Raw genomic sequence first — 20,901 nt, 5'->3', positions numbered from 1 at the left:
AGAGCGACACAGGGATGTGCCTGAGCGTACTGTACAGGCAATATCGTCAATACTTATGCAACCATTCGTATTCAAGAATTAATCACCTTAATAATCTCGTCAGCAAAACCTGAGGTAGTGACCTTTGTTGCACCATCCATCAGTCGATGAAAATCATAGGTGACCGTCTTGTTGGAGATCACCTCTTCCAGGGCATTCTGAATCATCTCGGAGACCTCACCCCACCCCAGATGTTCAAACATCATCGCTCCGGAGAGAATCATGGAGCCTGGGTTTACCATATCCAGATCCGCATATTTAGGGGCAGTACCGTGGGTTGCCTCGAAGATGGCGTGGCCGCTCTCCTGGTTTATATTGGCACCAGGCGCAATACCTATCCCCCCAACAATGGCAGCCAGGGCATCTGATATGTAATCCCCATTAAGGTTAAGGGTAGCGATAACCGAGTAGTCGGCCGGTCGCAACAGAATCTGCTGCAGGAAGGCGTCGGCAATCACATCCTTGATTATCAACTTGCCGGCAGCTTCGGCATTTTTTAGTGCTGCATTGGCAGCATCCTCGCTATCCTCACTCTTGATCTTGTCGTACTGGTTCCAGCCAAAAGTCTGATCGGCAAACTCACGTTCGGCCAGTTCATACCCCCACCTCTTGAAGGCCCCCTCGGTGAACTTCATGATGTTGCCCTTGTGAACCAGAGTCACTGAGGGCCGACCGTGTTCAAGCGCATAGAGGATCGCCTGACGAATCAACCGCTCGGAACCCTGCCTGGAGACCGGTTTAATCCCAAATGACGAGCTATCGGGAAAGCGGATCTTATCCACCCCCATCTGATCAATCAGAAAGGACTTCAGTTTCTCGTTCTCGTCTGTGCCGTGCAGATACTCAATTCCAGCATATATATCTTCTGTATTTTCACGAAAGACCACCATATCGACCCGTTCTGGATGCTTGACCGGACTGGGAACGCCACTGAAGTAACGGACCGGACGCAGACAGGTAAAGAGATCAAGCTCCTGACGCAGGGCAACATTAAGGGAGCGCATCCCCTCACCAACCGGGGTGGTCAGTGGCCCCTTGATGCCAACATGATAGTCACGGAAGGCCTGCAGGGTCTCTGCGGGAAGCCACTCTCCAGTCTGCCTGAAAGCCTTCTCTCCAGCCAGCACCTCCATCCACTCAACTGTGCGCTCGCCGCCGTAGCATTGGTCAACCGCCGCATCAAAGACTCTGCGCGCCGCTGTCCAGACATCCCTGCCAATACCGTCCCCCTCAATGAATGGAATTATCATGCCCTGAATCCTGTCGTGCGTAAGCGCTGAGTTTTTTATTCGTTGATATCGTCCATCGCAGCCTGTAGCCGCTCTGTTGGATACCCCTGCAGGTTGTTCAGCAATACCTGCTCCATCTGCTCACGATGAAACCCAGAATACTCACTACACCAGTGTTCAAGCAGATCGTCCAGCAGTTTCTGGCGCTTCTGATCTTCAAAAAAAATTGTTGTCATAAACATACCACTCCAGCCATCTGTTATTCCCGACCAATTATATCAGGTAATATCCTCCAGATCCTCCTCAGCAACCAGCTCTTGTGGATTCTCCATCCTCTCGGGATAGAGGATCCCGAGCAGATGGTCACACTCATGCTGTACTACACGGGCGTGGAATCCTGCCGCCTCGCATTCAAATGGTTTTCCATCGATATCAACTCCGGAATATCTGATCTGCGAGTAACGTGGCACCAGACCACGCAACCCGGGGATACTGAGACACCCCTCCCACTCCTCCTCCAGATCATCCCCCAGCGGCTCTACTGTCGGATTGATCAATACCGTATATGGAATTGACTCACTATCGGGATAACGGGAAGAGCTCTCCATACCAAACACCACTAGCTGAAGATCAATCCCAACCTGGGTGGCAGCAAGTCCAACCCCTTCGCTCTCATGCATTGTCTCCCACATATCGGAAACTATTGTTCTCAACGTCTTGTCAAAATCGGTAACCAGCCTGGCACGAATCTCAAGTTTTGGGTCGCCACGATGGAGAATGTCCAGTATCGCCACCTACCTTACCTCGCTCACAAGAGAGGAGCCCTCATCCAGAACAAACTGCCGAAATGACTCAGCCACCGGCGATAGCCTCTTACCCTTGCGATAGACCAGATGCCATTGGCGTTGGATTGGCAGATCTTTTACTTCCAGCACCCGCAATACCTTTGCCTCGAGCTCCAGCTGAATAGTATGGATGGAGACCATTGCCAGCCCCAGCCCCGCCTGTACCGCCTGTTTGATCGCCTCATTACTACCGAACTCCATCCGGGTCTCCAGCTGGAGGCCGCGCTCCTCAAAGAAACGCTCCATCGCTGTCCTGGTTCCAGACCCCTGCTCACGCACCACAAACCTCTCTTTCTGTATCTTTTCCGGGGTGAATGAAATCTCTTTCCTGAATAGTGAATGGTTCTTCCCCACCACAATCACCAGAGGGTTCTCCATAAAGGCCTCCGCCACCACGTCGAGCTTCTCCGGGGGCTGCCCCATTATGACGAGGTCAGGTTCATTTGCAGAGAGAGACTCCAGCAGGCGTTGACGGTTAGTCACATCCAGTGAGAAGGTGATTTCCGGATGACGCTGAATAAAGGTGGCCAGCAGGTTGGTAGCAAACGAGTTGGCGGTACTGGCAACCACAATATTGAGGTGCCCTTGGTGGATCCCCTTGATCTCCTCTATGAACTCCTCTGCCTCGGATAGTTGTCGGCTGATGGAGCGACTGGTCTTGAAGAATTCACTCCCTGCATCAGTCAGAAAGATCTTCTTTCCCAAGTGGTCAAACAGAGCAAGGCCGAGACTCTCCTCCAGCTGTTTAATCTGCATTGATACTGCGGGTTGTGTAAGATGGAGCTCTTCTGCGGCTCTGGTAAAACTTGAGTGGTGTGCAACCGACTCGAATACCCGGAGCTGTCGAAAGGTGACATTTAGTGACATATGGTTAAATTATAAAATAGATTAACTATAAATAAATACTTATGATAACAATCAAAAAGATTTACTGTTAATTATAGTTGTCCGCCACTAATGTTCAACTACTGGTTTGGGATACCACGTATCTACAGACAACAGAATTAACCATTGAGACCATACAAGGAGAATAGAATGGATCAATCCGCACGTTATGCAGACCTTAGTCTAGACGAAGATGAGCTACTTGCAGGGGGCAAGCATATTCTTACCGCCTACACCATGCACCCAGCCGCCGGCTACGGTTACCTGGAGGTTGCTGCACACATTGCTGCAGAGTCTTCTACCGGCACCAATGTAGAGGTTAGCACCACTGATGACTTCACCAAGGGTGTAGATGCCCTGGTCTATTTCATTGATGAAGCTGAAGGCATCATGAAAATTGCCTACCCTATCGAGCTGTTCGACCGCAATGTGATTGACGGTCGCGCCATGATCGTCTCCTTCCTGACGCTGGCGATTGGTAACAATCAGGGCATGGGCGACTGTGCAGACCTGCAGATGCAGGACTTCTACGTTCCACCCAAGATGCTGGAGCTGTTTGATGGTCCTTCTAAATCGATCAATGACCTGTGGACTATGCTGGGACGTGACCATGACAATGGTGGTTACATTGCGGGCACCATCATCAAGCCTAAGCTGGGCCTGCGCCCTGAGCCTTTTGCTGAAGCAGCTTACCAGTTCTGGCTCGGTGGTGACTTCATCAAGAATGATGAGCCCCAGGGTAATCAGGTATTCTGCCCACTGAAGAAGGTAATCCCTCTGGTTGCTGATGCGATGAAGCGCGCACAGGACGAGACTGGTGAACCCAAGCTCTTCTCAGCCAACATCACTGCCGATGACTATCATGAGATGTGTGCTCGTGCCGATTTTGTTCTGGAGACATTTGGCGAGGATGCACCTCGTGTTGCATTCCTGGTTGACGGTTATGTAGGTGGCCCAGGAATGGTAACCACTGCACGTCGTCAGTACCCAAGCCAGTATCTGCACTATCATCGTGCCGGTCATGGTGCGGTAACTTCTCCATCTTCAAAGCGTGGATATACTGCATTTATTCTGGCCAAGATGTCTCGTCTGATGGGTGCTTCCGGTATCCACGTAGGCACAATGGGCTACGGCAAGATGGAAGGCGGCAAGGATGACCGTATCATCGCTTATATGATTGAGCGTGATAGCGTAGATGGTCCTTTCTACCATCAGGAATGGCACGGCATGAAGCCAACCACTCCAATCATCTCTGGCGGAATGAACGCACTGCGTCTGCCTGGATTCTTTGAGAACCTTGGACACGGCAATATCATCAACACCTCTGGTGGTGGTTCGTATGGCCATATCGACAGCCCAGCTGCCGGTGCAACTTCACTGCGCCAGTCTTATGAGTGCTGGAAACAGGGTGCTGACCCAATTGAGTTCGCGAAGGATCATAAAGAGTTCGCTCGCGCATTCGAGTCATTCCCTCATGATGCAGACTCTATCTTCCCAGGATGGAGAGACAAGCTGGGCGTTCATAAATAAGAGCCCCGCTTTGCTGAAAAGAGACCCCCTTGTGGGGTCTCTTTTTTTACCAATAACCAACCGTTCTTATCAAGATAACAATTCTCTTTCGACAAAGATAAAACACAATTTTTGTAGTATCTTTATCCAAACAGAATTACAGATTCAAACCAGACTTTTTGGAGCTTCATAATGAGTGATATCAATACCGACCAGTACCTGATTACGGATGAGCCCTACTACGAGGCACAGGGAGATGAAGTTACACTTTATGAGGCCGCCTATGCATCTCGCCTCCCGGTAATGGTTAAGGGACCAACTGGTTGTGGTAAATCACGCTTTATCGAATACATGGCCTGGAAGCTTCAGAACCCTCTCATTCCCGTGGCCTGTAATGAGGATATGACCGCCTCTGATCTGGTCGGACGCTATCTGCTTGACGCCAATGGCACGCGCTGGCTGGATGGCCCCCTGACAGTTGCTGCTCGCATTGGGGCAATCTGTTATCTGGACGAGATTGTTGAGGCCCGCCAGGACACGACCGTGGTGATGCACCCTCTCACCGACCATCGTCGCACCCTGCCACTGGACAAGAAGGGTGAGCTTATTGATGCCCATCCTGACTTTCAGATGGTGATCTCCTACAACCCCGGATATCAGAGCCTGATGAAGGATCTGAAGCAGTCCACCAAACAACGCTTCACCGGCCTCGATTTTGACTACCCTCCTGCCAGCCTGGAGACAGAAATTGTTGCGAAAGAGGGAAATATCGATTCCGAGACAGCAGGCAAGCTTGTACAGATTGCAGAGACAGCCCGCAACCTCAAAGGGCATGGCCTGGATGAGGGAATCTCCACCCGTCTGCTCGCCTATGCCGCCAACCTGATCAACCAGGGGATTGAGGCAAAAGCCGCCTGCCGGATGGCACTGGTACGCCCGATTACTGATGATGCTGATATCCGCGAGACACTTGACCATTCGATTGATGCAATCTTTGGGTAACAGCTGAAATGAACAGCAACAGCAGCCTCGCGCAAAGACGCAAAGGCGCTAAGAAAAGCGTGTAGATGAAAAAAGAGGACTCGGTAGCAACCTCTATTGTGGATACTGCCTATCATATCCACAATAACCTTGGGCCAGGCTTGCTGGAATCTGTGTATGAACGTGTATTGGCCTATGAGTTGCGAAAAAGAGGACATACACTGGAGACCCAAGTAGCTGTTCCTCTCTTTTATGATGGACACACCATAGATGAAGCCTTTAAAGCTGACATGATTATCGATGATTGTGTAATTGTTGAACTGAAGTCTCTGGAAACACTGCAGCTTGTGCATAGTAAACAGTTACTCACTTATCTGAGACTGGCAAACAAGAAACTGGGACTACTGATTAACTTTGGAGCACCATTGATTAAGCAAGGTATCCAGCGAGTGGCAAATGGCTTATAAAACTTTGCGCCTTTCTTTGCGTCTTTGCGCCTTTGCGTGAGGCCGCTTTTATTAGGGAGAGTCTAATAGATATGGAAGATCTACAAACATTTCGGGAAAAGCTCCGCTGCAATTTTCCAATTATTGATGAGCATTTTGAGGATTTCATCCGTGATGCACTTTCTCACCTCTCTGCAGAGGCGATTGACACCTATCTGGAGGGTGCATCAACTGTCTGCATGATTGGACGTGGCGTGGAGCCCGTACTCATCTTTCTGGAAGAGATGCCGGAGATGGCAGATCGTGTAGGTGAGCAGTTCATAGGCAAGACATCGGACCAGGTCTGGATCATGTCCCGCTCCCCCAATGGAAACTCCATCATCCCCTTCCTCAATTCGCTGAATGAGGTTACCCGCTGTCTGCCTACAGAAGAGCAGATGGAGGAGTATTTTGATCTGGTCAACCATCTGGCAGAGGAGACTGCGAGTTCAATCCATGGCCACCACACCACCTTCCCCAGCCCCGGACTGCCTGAGTTTCTGCAGCAGGCTCCCTACCTGCTCCATCAGGTAAGTGTTGACGGGCTGGCCAACTGGGCCGACTACGGCATCAAGTATTACAACAATAACCCTGATCGACAGAAAGAGTATTTTGCCCTGGAGACTGCCGACAGCAAGGCGATGTTGATGAAGGAGCGTAGTGGTACGCTATTTATCGACAGTGAACGCGAGCTTGATCTCTATATGCGCGCAATGTGGGATGACCCGGAGCAGCTGGTTCCATACTCCCGTGGCTACAACCCTTATGAGACACAGCTCCCCTACTACACGGCAGATGGCATTCGCATACCAGATAGCTATGAGCCATTTAACAGTATTGGGGGTATTGACCGTTATCGTGCCCTGTTGGCCCATATTGCAGCCCATCGTGTCTGGACCGAGTCCATCATCGTCGACAACTTCAGTCCGTTCCAGCGCCACACCATTATGATGCTGGAGGATTGCCGTGTTGAATACCTGCTGATGCAGCGCTATCCCGGAGTCAGAAAACTGTTCATGGCCCTGCACCCTGCCCCAGTTGAGGGAAGCTGCGACCATGAGAATGAGTCCTGTATTCGCCACCGCACGACAATGCTTTCACGAGCTATTCTCGACCCGAAGCATGGCTATCAGAGTGAGGTGGTAAACGATTTTGCCAACCGCTTCCATGAGATGATGGAATCCGGAGAGCACTCTACTCAAAAAATGGGGGTACTGGGATCCCAGTTTGTGGCAAAGACCCGCCGCCAGGCAGACCAGCTTCCCAACATCCGCTTCACTGATACAGAGGTAAGTTACCGGGATGATAACCGCCACATGTGGATCTACATCGAGGACGGAGACGATGAAGAGCAGTTTGAGGAGAACCGCAAGGTCTCGGCCGAGGATGAGGTCGATGGCTTGCCTCCCCGCCACTACAAGGAGTGGGATTACAACACCAAGAGCTACCGTCCTGACTGGGTCACCCTATATGAGGCCAAGCACGCCGCTGGTGATGCCAGCAAAATCGATGAGCTACTGGAGAAGCATCAGGGGCTGGTAAAGCGGATGAAGCAGATTCTTGACCTGCTGAAACCACAGAACTATGTCCGCATCCGTTATCAGGAGGAGGGCTCCGAGCTCGATCTTGATGTAGCGATTCGTTCCCTGATCGACTTCAAGAGTGGCGCAACCCCAGATCCACGGATCAACATGGACCACCGCAATGATGGGCGTGATATCGCAGTGATGTTGCTGATTGATCTCTCTGAATCACTCAACGAGAAGGTAGCTGGATCCAGCCAGACCATTCTCGAACTCTGTCAGGAGGCCACCTCCCTGCTCTCCTGGACCATTGAGCAGCTGGGTGATGCCTTCGCTATTGCCGGTTTCCACTCTAACTCCAGACATGATGTGCGCTACCACCACATCAAAGGGTTCAGTGAGCACTGGGATGATGAGGTGAAGGCACGCCTGGCCAAGATGGAGGCCGGGTTCTCCACCCGCATGGGAGGCGCTATTCGCCATGCCGCCCACTATCTGAAGGGGCAGAAGGCCGACAAGAAACTGCTACTGATCCTCACCGATGGTGAACCATCCGATGTCGATGTGGAGGATGAGCAGCTACTGATCCATGATACCCGCAAGGCGGTACAGGAGATGGATGAGCTGGGGATCTACCCCTACTGCATCTCACTCGACCCCAATGCCGATGACTACGTGCGTGATATCTTTGATAACCAGTTTGTGGTCATCGACAACGTAGAGCGACTGCCAGAGAAACTGCCTGCACTGTTTGCCTCACTCACCAAGTAGTTCTTCCATTTCAACTCATACCTCCTGTTTTATGGATCCTGCTATAATCCGCCGCTTTCCGATTAAAAGCGATACTGCTATTTAGAACTTATTATGAACACTGTATTTGATACCAACATTACCTCCCTGCCACTAATTCACAAGGGCAAGGTCCGTGACATCTACGAGATTGATGATGACCACATGCTGATCGTGACTACCGATCGCATCTCCGCCTTTGATGTCATCCTCCCCACCCCAATCTCCGGCAAGGGGGCAGTTCTTACATCTGTGGCCAACTTCTGGTTTGACCGTACCAGAGATATTATCCCCAATCACATTGCAGAGATGACCCTAGAGGAGGCGTTGCCAGATCCAGCCGAACGTGAACCCATCAAGGACCATGCAATTGTGGTTCGTCGCCTCAAGGCGCTACCGGTTGAGGCTATCGTTCGTGGCTACATTATCGGATCTGGCTGGAAAGATTATCAGCGCAGCGGGGCTGTTTGCGGAATCGAGCTGCCTGAGGGGCTACAGCAGGCCGACAAATTGCCAGAACCACTCTACACCCCATCGACCAAGGCGGATGTTGGTGAGCATGACGAGAATGTCGATTTTGAATATACCGCAGGATTGCTTGGACAGGAGCTGGCCGAGCAGGTGCGTGATGTCAGCCTGAGACTATATAGCGAGGCTGCAGCTTATGCACTGGAACGCGGGATCATAATTGCTGACACCAAGTTTGAGTTTGGGCAGGATGATGACGGCAATCTGGTACTTATTGATGAGGTACTGACCCCGGACTCCTCCCGCTTCTGGCCTGCAGACCAGTACCATCCAGGGATGAGCCCTCCAAGCTTTGACAAACAGTACGTGCGTGACTACCTGGAGACACTTGATTGGGACAAGAAAAACCCTGGCCCTGAGCTTCCTCAAGAGGTAGTCGACAATACCGTTGCCAAATATCGTGAGGCGATGGAGCGGCTAACTGAGTGAGGCAAGGTTTTTTTGTTACAGGTACAGATACCGGTGTCGGAAAAACCGAGATTACCGCAGCCATTGCTGCACACTATGCAGATAACGGAATAACTGTTCACCCAAGAAAACCGGTTGAGTCTGGTTGCCTTGTCGATACAAAGGGGGAAAAACTCTTCCCCCAGGATGCCTCCACTCTCCAGACTGCAAGCCGTACCATAGAGAGTCTCTCCGAGATCTGTCCATACCGTTTCACCCAGCCCGTATCTCCTGAGCGCGCTGCTGCAATTTCCGGCAACAGACTAACGCTTGAGATGTTGAAGGATGCATGCAGGCCTGGCGCTGAATGGGGAGCCAGTGATCTATTGCTGATTGAGGGAGCCGGAGGCTTTTACTCACCAATTGCGGAACACGCCCTGAATGCAGATCTTGCAACAGCTGTTGGTCTGCCTCTGATTCTGGTGGCGGAAGATCGTCTGGGGGCGGTAAATCAGGTTCTGATGGCTCGCCACGCAATACTCGATAGAGGTTTAGATATAAAGTATATCTTCTTGAATAAACAAAGATATTCGGATGAGAATAATCTTGAATCAATATCTGAACTGGTGCCGGAACCGGTTATTCCAATTCCTGTTGAAGAGTCTCTACAGCCATGGAAACTGATTCAACACATTATGTCTGACTATCTATTAATGAATAGATAACTGCTTTAACGCTATCCATACCGCTCTTCAGGTTTTCACCAATCTCCTCCATGGTGATCTCCCGATCACTCTTCCCCGCCGCCCAGTTGGCAGAGACCGCGCAACAGGCATAACAGATACCCAGCTCACGCGCCAATGACGCCTCCGGCATTCCGGTCATGCCAACAATGTCGCAACCGTCACGCTCCATTCGTTCAATCTCCGCAGCACTCTCCAGTCTTGGTCCCTGGGTAGCACCGTAAGTGCCACCATCCACAACATCTACACCAGCCGAACCAGCGGCATCCAGCAGACTGTTTCGCAGCTCACTGCAGTATGGCCAGCTGAAATCGATATGCTCAACCTCTGGGCCATCAAAAAAGGTGTGCTCTCTCCCCCACGTATAGTCAATTATCTGATCCGGAATCGAGACTCTGCCTGGAAGCATTGCCTCGGTAATACCGCCTATGGCTGCAACCGCAACAATAGAGCCAACCTCCAGCTTGTTCAGGGCCCAGATATTGGCTCGGTAATTCACCTTGTGTGGTGGTATTGAATGATCCTCGCCATGACGAGAGAGAAAGAGAAGCTCTACCCCTTTGAGTTTGGCCTTGATCAAGTCCGACGATGGTTGGCCGTAAGGGGTATCAACCATGATACGTTCTACATTTTCCAACCCATCCATCTCCTCGAGGCCGGTGCCACCAATAATTGCCAAACGTCCCACACTTAACTCCTTGATCTTTTCCGTTTACAGCTAAGGAACCTATGATTAAGTCCACGTCTCGTCACTGCCGCCCTTGGTGTTACGCATCCGCAGGAGGCGGTACGCCCATCCCATTAAGATTTTTCAGAGGCTACCTAACGAGAAGAGTACAGTCATCCTTCAAACTTTGCTATATTCCACAGAACTTTATCAAGGAGTGGATCATGATTAACTCTGAAGCCGAGAGCTTCCAACTTGCTGACGGGCTTGCCGCATTCGAGACCAAAAATTTTGCACTGGCCATGCAGCATCTAACCCCGCTGGCCGACCAGGGTAACAGTGAGGCTCTGTTTCGGGTTGCCATAATCAATCAGAATGGTCTGGGGTGGAGTCAGGATAAGGACAAGGCTTTCAGATACATGAAAGAGGCCGCAGAAAAGGGGCATGCTTTTGCTCAGCACAGCCTGGGGTTTATGTACTATCAGGGTGAGTGTACCGAGGTTGATACGGCACTTGCCGTAGAGTGGTTTACCAGGGCAGCAGAACATGGGCTCTCTGGCTCCATGGTCACTCTGGGCATGATGTATGACTCGGGAGATGGTGTCGAAGAGGACAAGGAGAAGGCTCAGGAGTGGTACAGACGTGCAGACAGACAACAGAAAGCAGATGAGGAGATAACCGAGTGAACGGCAACACAAACCATGAAGATACTCCAGAAGTTGAGCCTCAACAGAGTGGTAGCAACTCAACTACTCCTGTAGTCATTCCCCCATCTCGACCAGGCCCCACCTTTAACACTCCGCTGATTATCCGTCTATTTCTGGTTGCAGCTGCTATCTTTCTATTCAAGATGGTCTATGACATCTCGGAGCAGACAGCGGCAAACCAGCAGGCAATTACCCAGCTTGATAAAAAAATTGACGATATCTCGGCTCCTCTGAATGAGGCAAATCGTGGCATCAGCAGATTAAGTGGTGGATTTTCCGATATTGTCCAGGGGGTTAGCCGCATGGGAAAAGAGATTGGTAAATCATCAAGAAATATTCAGATGATTCAGAATGACGTTCACGAGGAGATGACCACAATCCGTAAAAAGGTGAACGACATATCCAACCGTCTCACAACGGTTCAACAGGATCTGCGTGACCCCTTCAGGCGCTAGTATTTTTTACCCTCTAATGTGCTAGAATCCTGCATCAATTCAGGGAGGAGTGCAGGCACGAGGAGGCGTGCTGAACATGGGAATGGATGTCATGAACAAGAGAAACAGCAAGCATGACTTGAACAACAGTCTGGCGACAGTTGATCTTGAGTGCATCCGTGGGGATCGAGTCCTGTTCAGCAACCTCAATATCGAGATAAAACCCGGAAAGATCCTGCAGATTGAAGGACGTAATGGATGCGGAAAAACCAGCCTGCTGCGTCTGCTCTGTGGAGTCATGCTACCAAGTGAGGGAGAGATTCTCTGGAGAGGTGAAAATATCACCAAAGAGCGTGCCGACTACTACACTGATGCTGCCTATCTTGGGCACCATAACGGTATAAAGGGTGAGTTGACTGCACTGGAAAATCTCCACTTTGCCCAGGCACTATCTACTCCAAAAAGCGATAGTGACCTGTACAAAATTCTGGCACGGCTCTCGCTTGCCGGATTTGAGGATATCCCCTGCCGTCACCTCTCTGCCGGACAAAACCGCAGAGTTGCGCTTGCCAGACTGCTGGCAACTGAAACAGTTGTCTGGATTCTGGATGAGCCATTTACTGCACTGGATCGCAAGGGAATTGCAGAGATCGAGAAAATATTCGAGGAGCACGTAGCGGCTGGAGGAATCATTGTGCTGACCACCCACCACCCACTAAAAACAGATAACGAATATTATCAATCTCTCAACCTCGAGATGTATGCTGACAACCAACAGGCCAACAACCTCTGGACAACCGCCGCATGACCCCTTCCGGCTCTCTATCAAATGCATTTTTACAGGTTCTGATCCGAGACCTGACTCTTGCCTTTCGCCACCGCGGCGAGATAGCCAACCCTCTGCTTTTCTTTGTCATTGTGGTAACCCTGTTCCCTCTCGGGGTTGGCCCCTCTCCCTCGGTACTGGAGACCATCGCCCCGGGAATCATCTGGGTCGCAGCACTGCTCTCCGCCATGCTCTCGCTGGACGGGATGTTTCGCTCTGATTTTGAGGATGGCTCTCTGGAGCAGATTACTCTGAGCCACCACCCACTCTCGGTTCTGGTGCTGGCCAAGATTATTGCTCACTGGTTAATAACCGGGCTGCCACTTATTTTTGTTGCTCCTCTCCTTGGGGTTCTTCTCTACCTTCCAACTGATGCGATGGTTACTCTGGTCATAACCCTGGCACTGGGGACACCTATTCTCAGCCTGGTAGGCGCCATTGGAATGGGGCTTACTGTCGGACTAAAACGTGGTGGAGTGTTGCTCTCGCTACTCATTCTTCCCCTATATATTCCTGTACTCATTTTTGGCTCAATGGCCGTCAATGAGTCTGCTGCCGGACTACCAGTGGATGGTTACATCTATATCCTTGGAGCACTCCTGCTATTTACTCTGGCACTATCCCCCATAGCAACCGCAGCCTCCACCCGAATAAGTATTAGCTGACCACAATAACTACCATGAAATTACCTAATTTTATCTACCGTTTCTCCTCACCGAAACACTTCTATTCAATGTCTGGAAAGCTGCTTCCGTGGCTGGCCGGGCTCTCCTTTGCATTAATGATTGTTGGCCTCTATATCGGCTTTGCAGTTGCTCCAACCCACTCTGAACAGGGAGAGAGCTACAGACTTATATATCTACATGTTCCAGCAGCATCCAACTCGATGATGATCTACATGATCATGGCAACCTCGGGGGCGATCTTCCTGATCTGGAGAATCAAGTTGGCTGACACCATTGCTGCGGCCAGCGCCCCCATCGGCGCCGCATTTACCTTTCTTGCACTTCTTACTGGGTCAATCTGGGGGAAACCAACCTGGGGAACCTGGTGGCAATGGGATGCACGACTGACCTCGGAGCTGATTCTGCTATTTCTATACTTCGGCTACATGGCACTGCGTGCCGCAATGGATGACCGGCAGAATGCCGCACGCTCCAGCTCGGTACTTGCCCTGGTTGGTGTCGTCAATATACCCATCATCCACTTTTCGGTCGAATGGTGGAATACCCTCCATCAAGGGGCGACTGTCTCAAAAATCGCCAAGCCATCGATGGAGATGACCATGCTCAGCTCCATGCTACTGATGCTGGTTGCACTATCTCTCTTTTTTGCTGTAGTCACTCTTATTCGTGCACGCGGGCTTTCGCTCCAGCAAGATTCTCGTGGCAGCTGGGTTCGTGACCTGCCAGATATAAAAGTACGTCCACTGCATCTGCTGATTCCTGTGATTGCAATTGGATATGTCGCATATCATGCAGCCACAACAGACAGGATAGATATTCTCTCCCCAACAGAGCTGGTTGCAGGCTCTCCAACCGAACAGATAGAGTTTAGAGGAAATGTTGAGAGTATCCAGTCGGATGGGAACCAACACCAAATCCTGGTGTCTGATGATGCAGAGAAAATTATGGTCAACTTTGCAGGCAAACTACCGAAACAGCTACGCACCCACTGGGGAGCTCACGTAACCGGAAAACTTCAATCCGATTCCGGGGCAGCAAGCGTCAACGCAAACTCAATCGCTGCACTTAATATCCGTGACCACTCCAGTTACGTAATAGCAGGATATTCAATTGCCTTTGTGGTCTTTCTGCTTAACCTGCTTGGAGCACTAAGGACAACTCGTGAGGCTAAACTGAGCATTGCCAGACGGATCAGGCAAGAGAATAATTAATTAACCTAAAGACAATAACCTTCCCATGACACCTAAAAGAAAAAAAAGACTCCTTCTGATTCTGCTAATCATCGCGACTGTTGCTGGTGCAGCAACCCTGATGATGAAAGCCCTCAACGAGAACATCAACCTCTTCTACAGCCCAACTCAGGTAGTTGCCGGCGAGGCCCCACAAGGGCACACCTTCCGTCTCGGTGGATTGGTTGCAGATGGCAGCCTGATTAGAGATACGGAAAACAGTGATGGTGGATTAACTGTTAATTTTGATGTTACTGATGAAGCAGACACTGTGACTGTTGCCTATACCGGAATCCTTCCTGATCTCTTCCGTGAGGGACAGGGCATTGTGGCACTTGGAAAGCTTGGCAATGATGGAATCTTTGTGGCTGAAGAGGTCTTGGCCAAGCATGATGAGAACTACATGCCACCAGAGGTTGCCGAGGCGCTAGAGGCTGGCCATGAAGAGGGGAAGAGAAGAATGCTGGAGAGTAAACAATGATTCCTGAGCTAGGCAACTTTGCCCTGATGATTGCCCTCTCAATTGCTATCATTCAGGGGATTATCCCTCTGGTTGGAGCACATAAAGGGATCTCAAACTGGATGGCTCTGGCACGTCCTGCCGCCCAAGGACAGTTCCTCTTTCTGTTGTTGGCAATAATTCTGCTTGGGATCGGCTTTGCACAAGACGACTTCTCTGTCCGCTATATAGCCACAAACTCAAATTCTCAACTTCCCATGATCTACAAGGTGAGCGCGATCTGGGGTGGCCATGAGGGCTCTCTGCTGCTTTGGGCCTTTCTTATGAGTCTGTGGGGTGCTGCAGTTACCTGGTTTAGCAAGAGTCTTCCATTTACCCTGACATCTCGTGCGCTTGCAGTTATGGGGCTGGTTAGTATCGGTTTCCTACTATTTCTTCTCTTCACCTCAAACCCATTTGACCGCCTTATCCCTGCTGCTGCTGATGGTCGTGATCTGAATCCGCTGCTACAGGATCCGGGGCTGATTATCCATCCTCCACTCCTCTATATGGGATATGTTGGCTTCGCAGTGCCTTTTGCATTTGTCATTGCTGCACTGATTGGTGGACATCTGGATGCTACATGGGCACGCTGGTCTCGCCCCTGGACAGCAATTGCGTGGGTCTTCCTGACTCTGGGAATTGGACTCGGCAGCTGGTGGGCCTACTATGAGCTTGGCTGGGGTGGATGGTGGTTCTGGGATCCGGTAGAGAACGCATCGTTCATGCCATGGCTTATGGGAACAGCACTGCTGCACTCTCTGGCTGTGACTGAAAAACGTGGCGCCTTCAAAGTATGGACTGTTCTGTTGGCAATTTTCACCTTCTCCCTAAGTCTGCTGGGAACCTTCCTGGTACGTTCCGGTGTTCTGGTATCGGTTCACGCCTTTGCTTCTGACCCGTCACGAGGTGTATTTATTCTCTTCTTCTTGGCGATCGTTATTGGAGGGTCACTGGCTCTCTATGCATGGCGCGCGCCAATGATTCGTGGTGGAGGTAAATTTGAGACGTTCTCCAGAGAGACTCTGCTACTGGTAAACAATGTCCTGCTGGTGGTTGCCACCATGACGGTACTTATTGGAACTCTCTACCCTCTTATTCTTGATACACTAGAGATGGGCAAGATCTCAGTTGGCCCTCCATACTTTGATGCCGTATTTGTCCCCATCATGTTACCGATGTCATTCCTGATTGGATTGAGCGCGGTTATTCGCTGGAAAGCTGACAAGCCAGGTCGTGTTATTGGTGAGCAGAAGGCGGCGCTACTTGTGTCGCTGATAATTGGCCTCTCTCTCCCCTTCCTGATATTCGACACAACATCCATTCAGTTGAGTATAAGTTCAGCTATTGCGGTATGGATAATCATCACCATGCTTCAGGATTTCTGGAACAAGTCATCCCGAAACAAGAAAATATCCAGAAGCCATTTAGCAATGCTGGTCGCTCATGCAGGACTTGGACTGTTCATCATCGGAGTTGGTTTCACTACTGCATTCAGTATTGAGAAGGATGTACGGATGGAACCAGGCAGCAAGGTTGAGGCTGGAGGCTATACATTCCATCTGGATGGAATGGTGGAGCGTCAAGGTCCAAACTACACCACGACAGAGGGACTAGTGTACGTATATGATGAAAACCAGCAGGAGGTTGCCGTGCTCCATCCTGAAAAACGATTCTATACCGTACAGAGCATGCCTATGACTGAGGCCTCTATTGATGAGGGGCTTTTCCGTGATCTCTATGTTGCAATGGGTGAACCGATCAAAAACAGTAATGCCTGGGCCATGCGTGTCTACTACAAGCCATTTATCCAGTGGATATGGCTAGGGGTTATGGTGATGTCTCTTGGCGGGATTTTGGCAGCAACTGATCCACGTTACAGACGGATAGCAAAGCGTGCTCGTGAGGCCCAAGCCGGATAATACCCAACGCAATGAAAGCAGTTGTTATGAGATCTCCTGGTGGAGCTGAACAGCTTCAATATGAGGAGATACCGGAACCCGAAATCAGCTCTCCGGATGAGTTGTTGATTAAGGTTAATGCTGCTGGAGTTAATCCAGTGGATACCAAATTGCGAGCCAATGGGGTCTACTTCACTGATGCTCCTCATCATGTTCTGGGCTGTGATGGTGCCGGAGTTGTCAAAGAGAGTGGAGACGGGTGCACCCGCTTTAAACCTGGTGATGAGGTCTACTACTTTAATGGCGGCCTGGGTGGTGCCACAGGAAACTATGCCGAGATGGCGGTGGTAGATGAGCACTATGTTGCCAGAAAGCCCGAAAACCTGAGTTTTGAGGAGGCTGCAGCCGCCCCGCTTGCCCTGATCACCGCATGGGAATCACTATTTGATCGTGGCACTCTGCATACGGAAGACGAGGTTCTTATCCACGCCGGTGCTGGTGGTGTGGGACATCTGGCTATCCAGCTGGCGTCTACAGTTGATGCCAGGATAGCTACAACTGTAGGCTCCAAAGAGAAGGCTGAATTTGTTAAATCACTTGGTGCCGACCTTGCGATCCTCTATAAAGAGGATGATTTTGTGGCGGCCGTTCAGCAGTGGAGCAGCAAAGACGGGGTCAACATGGTTTTTGATACTGTAGGAGGTGAGACCTTCAACAACTCTCTGCGCGCCGCAGGCAACTACGGTGAGGTTGTAACCCTACTGCAGATTCCAGAGCAGGCTGACTGGAAAAGTGCCCGTGGTCGCAACCTGCGGGTCACCCAGGAGCTTATGCTTACACCTCTGGTCTCCGCTCTGCATGATATGCGTCTACACCAGACGGAGATCCTTGAACAGTGCACCAGGCTCTTTGAGGCTGGAAAGCTTCAAGTACACCTTAGCCATATATTGCCACTGGAACAGGCAGCCGATGCCCACCGCATGGTTGAGGAAGGCTCCACGACTGGCAAGATTGTACTAACAACAGGGTAGATATCCCCTACCTCTGAAAAAGCTTGATGTGATAGGTCCGGAATACCATCGCAACTACATCAGAAACATCTGATAACTACATGATCTCTAAGCAATACCAAATTCGGTTAATTTAACCCAGTAGGTTTTGTAACAGTTGAAGACGGTCCAGAACATCCACCCAAAGAAGATAGCCAGAACCAGGCCTACAATATGAATTGCAGCCGGGAAGAGCAGTGCCCCACCCCATGCGACCACGGATAGAGAGAATAGCATCAACAGTATCCGGGCGCTTTGTGTTGGGAGGATCTGAAAAATATTTGGGATATTGGCAAGGTTTTTCATCTGCTGAGGATCCTTGATGACCTTTTGCTGCAGATGGAGAAAAACCAGAAACGGGGTAATTTTTATCAACATTCCTGACACCATCGGCAACAGAAAACAGAAGATCCAGAAGAGTGCCAACCATCCTGGAATCTTTCCTGAAAACAGTAGTGAGTAGATCAGCATGGATGACCCGATAATCAGGGATATAAACGAAAACTGCCAAAAATATACTGTCGCATCAAATATCTTGCGTTTTCTCCTGGCGATAATCAGTAAGCCGGAAACACCAAAGGCCACCATGGCACCAGCAGCAAGGAGAAGAAAAATATCTGCCTCCAGACCAGAGAACCCAGCCATCCTCACTACACCCCACAACAGCAGCATCACAGCCACAAATGGAATCACCAGCTTCTTGATCCACCCAGGAAAGTCTGGTGTTACCTGAAACATGGGTATCATCTGAAAACTGATCCCCATCAGAAGCAGGGTGAACCACCCACCAAACGCCCAGACTGCATGGATATCGGTCAGTGGAAACAGGGTTACACGTCCAATTCCCGGGGTTATCAATAGCACCACCCCAACTACAACCAGTAGCAGCAGGAAAAGGGCCGGATAACGAAACAGATAGATGGTCTCAGGCGGATTATCAACCATGAATAGAGCGTACAGTAGCAGTAGTATATATGGCAACAGCCCAACAGTTAGCACAATGAAGGAGATGAAGAGAAGACTGGATTCGGAGAAGAAAAACCCAACAGAGTAGAACAGCACCCCAACCGTTAACGAGAGATAGATTACTCTAGATATGGTCCCCTGCCATTTAAAATGGACGCCCCCCAGTACTGGAAGAATCTGAAACAGAACACCAATTACAACCATCATCAACATCCCTATATTGACGAGATGTAGCGCACCGATCATTCCAGGATTCCATCTGCTGGAGATTAGTTCAGCCCCAGAGAAGAGTAACAGTAGTGAAAAAACAAGCCCGAACAGTGGAGCGGTCAGGATAAAACGAAAGGGAATATGGATTGGTGGTGCATTCTCTATCGAGATATTTGCAGTGTTAATCATCTGCTCTAACCATACTGCCCATTCACCCGCTCTTTGGCCAGTTGGTCATTCCTGCCATAGATCATGATCTCGTATGGGGCTTCGCCATCAAGATAGAGAAGGTGGTCAAACTCCATATCATCAAGCACAGAGTAGAGAGGATAAGGCTCCATACGGTGCAACATGCGCACATATTCACCTTCACCAAGTTTTGCTACAGCATCCATGATCTTCTGCATCGGCTCCGGTGCCGGTAAATTCTGAACATCACAGATGATCTCACCCTCAACCATGTCCACGCCCTATTCAGCAGAGAGAGTCAATTTATCAATAATGGGTTCAGCCGGGGAGAGTGCCTGATCAATCATTGGATAGAGAATCTGCTCCTCTTTCATGTTGTGCTGTTGAATCATCATCATCAAGGTATCCGCAACCCCAAGCACCTGCTCGGCATGTCTCTCTTCCATTGCCTGCTTCAACCCATCAAGCAGTGACCTCATCTGCTCATGCTCCATCTTCATCACCATGGTCGGTCCCTGGCTATTTCCTGTCACATCCTCGAAGGCAGGAAACAGCGTCTCCTCCTCACTGGCGAAGTGGTTCAATATGTTCCCCTGAAACTCCTTCCATGCACTATCTGCAGAGTCCCAATCCCCAGAAGATACAGCGTTCTCCATATTTGAGAAGAGCTCATCACACGCACGGTGGTGGTGTGTCATAATGTCTGATATCGCGTCCATACTATATACTCATGATTTTTGTGATTTCAGCTAACATTATCTCACTATACAATACCTTTGGTATTTGATATTCATCAATGATTGACTCACATTGCCACCTCGACTTTCCTGACTTTGACAGAGATCGTGACAAGGTGATTAGCAACTGTATTGCGCTTGGAGTAGATCAGATAATCATCCCCGGGGTCAGTAGCCTGCAGTGGGACAAGGCACTACAGCTCCGTAAAAAACAGAGCTGCCTAAGGGTGGCCATTGGGCTACACCCCCTCTTTCTTGCTCAGCATACGACGGAAGATTTGACTGCTCTGGATACCGTGCTCTCATCCAATAGCGATATTGTTGCGGTAGGTGAGATTGGTCTGGACTACTATCTGCCAGATAGTGATCGTCAAGGACAGAGGGAACTTTTTATCCGACAACTGGATATAGCAAGAGAACACAAGCGCCCTCTTCTACTTCATGTGCGCAAGGCACATCAGGAGGCAGTTCAAATACTGCATGAGCACAACCACTACGGAGGAGTTGTCCACGCTTTCAGTGGAAGCCTGGAACAGGCTCAACAGTATATAGAGATGGGGTTTCTGATTGGTGTAGGTGGTGTGGTAACACGACCCAATGCAGCCAAACTCCATCGAACAGTGCGTGAGGTTTCTCTGCACTCAATAGCCCTGGAGACCGATGCGCCTGATCTCCCCCCTGTCTGGGCAAGAGGTGAGAGAAACTCTCCCGAACAGCTTCCAGCAATTGCGCAGGCCATTGCAGATATTCGAGGAGAGTCGCTAGACAGAGTAGCTGAAGAGAGCACAAAAAACATAGTCAACGTTTTAGAGCTTTCCTAAATGATTGACTTAACAGAGTAAACATATAATCATCAGG

General features: G+C 50.2%; 23 protein-coding genes. 15 read left to right on the top strand and 8 right to left on the bottom strand.

Annotated features, from left to right (window positions below; translation table 11 throughout):
- Window positions 1-71 precede the first annotated feature (71 nt).
- The 4 genes from icd to H8D24_04280 are packed head-to-tail and all read right to left on the bottom strand — an operon-like array spanning window position 72 to window position 2,980.
- Window positions 72-1,289 carry an NADP-dependent isocitrate dehydrogenase gene (gene icd / locus H8D24_04295; protein ID MBC8519613.1) on the bottom strand — a complete coding sequence of 406 codons (1,218 nt, stop codon included), beginning with the start codon at window positions 1,287-1,289 and terminating at the stop codon, window positions 72-74.
- A gap of 35 nt (window positions 1,290-1,324) precedes the next feature.
- Entirely contained in the window at window positions 1,325-1,504 is a 180-nt protein-coding gene (locus H8D24_04290; GenBank protein MBC8519612.1) for a hypothetical protein, read from the bottom strand.
- Between the two features lie 42 nt (window positions 1,505-1,546).
- Window positions 1,547-2,062, bottom strand: a complete 516-nt coding sequence (locus H8D24_04285) for a peptide deformylase (GenBank protein MBC8519611.1) — start codon at window positions 2,060-2,062, stop codon at window positions 1,547-1,549.
- The gene (locus tag H8D24_04280; GenBank protein ID MBC8519610.1) at window positions 2,063-2,980 is read right to left on the bottom strand and encodes a LysR family transcriptional regulator; all 918 of its coding nucleotides are present in this window, start codon (window positions 2,978-2,980) and stop codon (window positions 2,063-2,065) included.
- 168 nt (window positions 2,981-3,148) lie between these two features.
- Here H8D24_04280 and H8D24_04275 point away from each other — a divergent pair, with 168 nt between their 5' ends.
- The 6 genes from H8D24_04275 to bioD all read left to right on the top strand — a co-directional run bounded on the left by H8D24_04275 (window position 3,149) and on the right by bioD (window position 9,925).
- Window positions 3,149-4,528 carry a ribulose-bisphosphate carboxylase gene (locus H8D24_04275; protein ID MBC8519609.1) on the top strand — a complete coding sequence of 460 codons (1,380 nt, stop codon included), beginning with the start codon at window positions 3,149-3,151 and terminating at the stop codon, window positions 4,526-4,528.
- Window positions 4,529-4,699: 171 nt separating this feature from the next.
- Window positions 4,700-5,509: a CbbQ/NirQ/NorQ/GpvN family protein gene (locus tag H8D24_04270; protein ID MBC8519608.1), complete on the top strand. Its 810-nt coding sequence runs from the start codon at window positions 4,700-4,702 to the stop codon at window positions 5,507-5,509.
- A gap of 65 nt (window positions 5,510-5,574) precedes the next feature.
- Window positions 5,575-5,955: a GxxExxY protein gene (locus tag H8D24_04265; GenBank protein MBC8519607.1), complete on the top strand. Its 381-nt coding sequence runs from the start codon at window positions 5,575-5,577 to the stop codon at window positions 5,953-5,955.
- Window positions 5,956-6,026: 71 nt separating this feature from the next.
- The gene (locus tag H8D24_04260; GenBank protein ID MBC8519606.1) at window positions 6,027-8,267 is read left to right on the top strand and encodes a VWA domain-containing protein; all 2,241 of its coding nucleotides are present in this window, start codon (window positions 6,027-6,029) and stop codon (window positions 8,265-8,267) included.
- A gap of 93 nt (window positions 8,268-8,360) precedes the next feature.
- Window positions 8,361-9,242: a phosphoribosylaminoimidazolesuccinocarboxamide synthase gene (locus H8D24_04255; protein MBC8519605.1), complete on the top strand. Its 882-nt coding sequence runs from the start codon at window positions 8,361-8,363 to the stop codon at window positions 9,240-9,242.
- The gene (gene bioD, locus H8D24_04250) at window positions 9,239-9,925 is read left to right on the top strand and encodes a dethiobiotin synthase (protein MBC8519604.1); all 687 of its coding nucleotides are present in this window, start codon (window positions 9,239-9,241) and stop codon (window positions 9,923-9,925) included. The genes H8D24_04255 and bioD overlap by 4 nt, the downstream gene beginning before the upstream one ends.
- On the opposite strand, the gene H8D24_04245 is transcribed toward bioD, so the two are convergent.
- Window positions 9,894-10,589: an S-methyl-5'-thioinosine phosphorylase gene (locus tag H8D24_04245; GenBank protein ID MBC8519603.1), complete on the bottom strand. Its 696-nt coding sequence runs from the start codon at window positions 10,587-10,589 to the stop codon at window positions 9,894-9,896. The two genes, bioD and H8D24_04245, sit on opposite strands and share 32 nt — an antisense overlap.
- Before the next feature lie 245 nt (window positions 10,590-10,834).
- On the opposite strand from H8D24_04245, the gene H8D24_04240 reads away from it, so the two are divergent.
- The 8 genes from H8D24_04240 (at window position 10,835) to H8D24_04205 (ending at window position 17,923) form a co-directional block, all read left to right on the top strand.
- Window positions 10,835-11,296 carry a sel1 repeat family protein gene (locus H8D24_04240; GenBank protein MBC8519602.1) on the top strand — a complete coding sequence of 154 codons (462 nt, stop codon included), beginning with the start codon at window positions 10,835-10,837 and terminating at the stop codon, window positions 11,294-11,296.
- Window positions 11,293-11,772 (top strand): hypothetical protein, encoded by a 480-nt coding sequence (locus H8D24_04235; GenBank protein ID MBC8519601.1) that lies wholly within the window; start codon window positions 11,293-11,295, stop codon window positions 11,770-11,772. Before H8D24_04240 ends, H8D24_04235 begins: the two co-directional genes overlap by 4 nt.
- 91 nt (window positions 11,773-11,863) lie before the next feature.
- Complete coding sequence (gene ccmA / locus H8D24_04230) at window positions 11,864-12,559, top strand: cytochrome c biogenesis heme-transporting ATPase CcmA (GenBank protein MBC8519600.1); 696 nt, start codon at window positions 11,864-11,866, stop codon at window positions 12,557-12,559.
- Window positions 12,556-13,242, top strand: a complete 687-nt coding sequence (gene ccmB, locus H8D24_04225) for a heme exporter protein CcmB (GenBank protein MBC8519599.1) — start codon at window positions 12,556-12,558, stop codon at window positions 13,240-13,242. Before ccmA ends, ccmB begins: the two co-directional genes overlap by 4 nt.
- Window positions 13,243-13,256: 14 nt before the next feature.
- Complete coding sequence (locus tag H8D24_04220; protein ID MBC8519598.1) at window positions 13,257-14,474, top strand: heme ABC transporter permease; 1,218 nt, start codon at window positions 13,257-13,259, stop codon at window positions 14,472-14,474.
- A gap of 25 nt (window positions 14,475-14,499) precedes the next feature.
- The gene (ccmE, locus tag H8D24_04215; GenBank protein MBC8519597.1) at window positions 14,500-14,973 is read left to right on the top strand and encodes a cytochrome c maturation protein CcmE; all 474 of its coding nucleotides are present in this window, start codon (window positions 14,500-14,502) and stop codon (window positions 14,971-14,973) included.
- Complete coding sequence (locus tag H8D24_04210; protein MBC8519596.1) at window positions 14,970-16,913, top strand: heme lyase CcmF/NrfE family subunit; 1,944 nt, start codon at window positions 14,970-14,972, stop codon at window positions 16,911-16,913. The genes ccmE and H8D24_04210 overlap by 4 nt, the downstream gene beginning before the upstream one ends.
- A gap of 11 nt (window positions 16,914-16,924) precedes the next feature.
- A complete protein-coding gene (locus H8D24_04205; protein ID MBC8519595.1) occupies window positions 16,925-17,923 on the top strand; it encodes a zinc-binding dehydrogenase in 999 nt (332 codons plus the stop codon).
- A gap of 87 nt (window positions 17,924-18,010) precedes the next feature.
- Here the strand turns inward: H8D24_04205 and H8D24_04200 are convergent, their stop codons facing one another.
- The 3 genes from H8D24_04200 to H8D24_04190 are packed head-to-tail and all read right to left on the bottom strand — an operon-like array spanning window position 18,011 to window position 20,025.
- Window positions 18,011-19,306: a hypothetical protein gene (locus tag H8D24_04200; GenBank protein ID MBC8519594.1), complete on the bottom strand. Its 1,296-nt coding sequence runs from the start codon at window positions 19,304-19,306 to the stop codon at window positions 18,011-18,013.
- A 5-nt stretch (window positions 19,307-19,311) separates the two neighbouring features.
- The gene (locus tag H8D24_04195; protein ID MBC8519593.1) at window positions 19,312-19,578 is read right to left on the bottom strand and encodes a DUF2249 domain-containing protein; all 267 of its coding nucleotides are present in this window, start codon (window positions 19,576-19,578) and stop codon (window positions 19,312-19,314) included.
- Between the two features lie 9 nt (window positions 19,579-19,587).
- On the bottom strand, window positions 19,588-20,025 hold the full coding sequence (locus H8D24_04190) for a hemerythrin domain-containing protein (protein ID MBC8519592.1): 438 nt from the start codon (window positions 20,023-20,025) through the stop codon (window positions 19,588-19,590).
- 77 nt (window positions 20,026-20,102) lie between these two features.
- On the opposite strand from H8D24_04190, the gene H8D24_04185 reads away from it, so the two are divergent.
- On the top strand, window positions 20,103-20,864 hold the full coding sequence (locus H8D24_04185) for a TatD family hydrolase (GenBank protein MBC8519591.1): 762 nt from the start codon (window positions 20,103-20,105) through the stop codon (window positions 20,862-20,864).
- Window positions 20,865-20,901 lie beyond the last annotated feature (37 nt).

The organism is Candidatus Thiopontia autotrophica, assembly GCA_014384675.1.
GTDB lineage: Bacteria > Pseudomonadota > Gammaproteobacteria.
This window is presented reverse-complemented; position numbering and strand designations above follow the sequence as displayed.

Bases quoted from the DNA above. Each gene is read 5' to 3' on its own strand.
- icd (MBC8519613.1), bottom strand. From the start codon at position 1,289: ATGATAATTCCATTCATTGAGGGGGACGGTATTGGCAGGGATGTCTGG.
- H8D24_04290 (MBC8519612.1), bottom strand. From the start codon at position 1,504: ATGACAACAATTTTTTTTGAAGATCAGAAGCGCCAGAAACTGCTGGAC.
- H8D24_04280 (MBC8519610.1), bottom strand. From the start codon at position 2,980: ATGTCACTAAATGTCACCTTTCGACAGCTCCGGGTATTCGAGTCGGTT.
- H8D24_04275 (MBC8519609.1), top strand. From the start codon at position 3,149: ATGGATCAATCCGCACGTTATGCAGACCTTAGTCTAGACGAAGATGAG.
- H8D24_04270 (MBC8519608.1), top strand. From the start codon at position 4,700: ATGAGTGATATCAATACCGACCAGTACCTGATTACGGATGAGCCCTAC.
- H8D24_04265 (MBC8519607.1), top strand. From the start codon at position 5,575: ATGAAAAAAGAGGACTCGGTAGCAACCTCTATTGTGGATACTGCCTAT.
- H8D24_04260 (MBC8519606.1), top strand. From the start codon at position 6,027: ATGGAAGATCTACAAACATTTCGGGAAAAGCTCCGCTGCAATTTTCCA.
- H8D24_04255 (MBC8519605.1), top strand. From the start codon at position 8,361: ATGAACACTGTATTTGATACCAACATTACCTCCCTGCCACTAATTCAC.
- H8D24_04245 (MBC8519603.1), bottom strand. From the start codon at position 10,589: ATGGATGGGTTGGAAAATGTAGAACGTATCATGGTTGATACCCCTTAC.
- H8D24_04240 (MBC8519602.1), top strand. From the start codon at position 10,835: ATGATTAACTCTGAAGCCGAGAGCTTCCAACTTGCTGACGGGCTTGCC.
- ccmA (MBC8519600.1), top strand. From the start codon at position 11,864: ATGAACAAGAGAAACAGCAAGCATGACTTGAACAACAGTCTGGCGACA.
- ccmB (MBC8519599.1), top strand. From the start codon at position 12,556: ATGACCCCTTCCGGCTCTCTATCAAATGCATTTTTACAGGTTCTGATC.
- H8D24_04220 (MBC8519598.1), top strand. From the start codon at position 13,257: ATGAAATTACCTAATTTTATCTACCGTTTCTCCTCACCGAAACACTTC.
- ccmE (MBC8519597.1), top strand. From the start codon at position 14,500: ATGACACCTAAAAGAAAAAAAAGACTCCTTCTGATTCTGCTAATCATC.
- H8D24_04210 (MBC8519596.1), top strand. From the start codon at position 14,970: ATGATTCCTGAGCTAGGCAACTTTGCCCTGATGATTGCCCTCTCAATT.
- H8D24_04205 (MBC8519595.1), top strand. From the start codon at position 16,925: ATGAAAGCAGTTGTTATGAGATCTCCTGGTGGAGCTGAACAGCTTCAA.
- H8D24_04200 (MBC8519594.1), bottom strand. From the start codon at position 19,306: ATGATTAACACTGCAAATATCTCGATAGAGAATGCACCACCAATCCAT.
- H8D24_04195 (MBC8519593.1), bottom strand. From the start codon at position 19,578: ATGGTTGAGGGTGAGATCATCTGTGATGTTCAGAATTTACCGGCACCG.
- H8D24_04190 (MBC8519592.1), bottom strand. From the start codon at position 20,025: ATGGACGCGATATCAGACATTATGACACACCACCACCGTGCGTGTGAT.
- H8D24_04185 (MBC8519591.1), top strand. From the start codon at position 20,103: ATGATTGACTCACATTGCCACCTCGACTTTCCTGACTTTGACAGAGAT.